Source organism: Desulfosarcina cetonica JCM 12296 (genome assembly GCF_001311845.1).
Taxonomy (GTDB): Bacteria; Desulfobacterota; Desulfobacteria; order Desulfobacterales; family Desulfosarcinaceae; genus Desulfosarcina; species Desulfosarcina cetonica.
The window spans coordinates 1-1,091 of the sequence record NZ_BBCC01000474.1 but is presented as its reverse complement, the minus strand read 5'-3'; the positions used below and the strand labels follow the sequence as shown (position 1 = coordinate 1,091).

The following is a 1,091-nucleotide window of genomic DNA, read 5'->3' as shown; positions in this document are numbered from 1 at the left end:
GGAACGCACAGCCGCCGAATCAGCGCGGATGGGAACCGGGCATGGGTTCCCTGATTGGCATGAGCCAGCGTGACAAGGGAAAATACTCTTTGAATCGCGCACTGTGCGCACAGGCGTTCGGTGCCAAAGATCCCAAATTCGTTCGTGACGCGGCTTTTGAGCTTGAATGCTCCGAAGCGGCTGCAAAACTTCAGGGCAGAGCGGCCAAAGGAATTGTCATTCCCCACGACATGCTCACCTTCAGGGCTGGCCCCGAACTTTCCACCCGTGTGCTGACCGCCGGCACGGCAACCGATGGCGCCGAACTGGTTGCAGACAATCTGATGGCGGGATCGTTCGTGGACGTGCTGCGCAACCTGTCCATTTGCCTGTTGCTGGGTGCACGGACCATGCACGGCCTTGTTGGTGATGTGCTGGTGCCCCGCAAAACGTCCGGGGCCGCTGCCGGGTGGATAGCTACAGAAGGCGGCGACGTTTCCGCCAGTGAGGCACAGTTCGACCAGATCAGCCTCACCCCGAAGACGCTTGGCTGTTATAGCCAAATCACAAGAAATCTTATGTTGCAGTCTACGCCGGACGCGGAACAGTTGATCAAAATCGACCTGGCGGCAGCCGTGGCAACGGCCATCGACGCGGCGGCTCTCTATGGCACCGGTGCCAGCGGCCAACCCACCGGTATTTCAAATGTGACCGGCATTAACGCGCCAACGGCCTTTGCAGCGGCTGTTCCGACGTTTGCCGAAGTGGTCGCACTTGAATCTGCTGTTGCGGTGGATAATGCCAATATCGGCAGCCTGGGATATGCCATCAACCCCGCCTTGGCTGGCAGCTTGAAGACCACGCCGAAGGTTTCCGGTTTTCCCATGTATGTCCTCGAAGATGGGCGCATGAACGGACATCGCGTGGCAATCTCTTCGCAGGTTACAGACGGCGACATGTTCTATGGTAACTGGTCGGACTTGCTGTTCGGCTTTTGGGGCGGTTTGGACATTTTGGTTGATCCGTACACGAACGCATTGAGCGGCACCGTCCGGGTGATTTGCCATCAGAGCGTTGACGTCGGTGTCCGGCATCCGGTTTCGTTCGCGTTT

General features: G+C 58.3%; 1 protein-coding gene. It reads left to right on the top strand.

The genetic code is table 11. From position 1 onward, the window contains the following. Positions 1-41 precede the first annotated feature (41 nt). Positions 42-1,091, top strand: a 1,050-nt coding sequence (locus JCM12296_RS35060) for a phage major capsid protein (RefSeq protein ID WP_157068209.1), incomplete at its 3' end; no start/stop codon positions are given.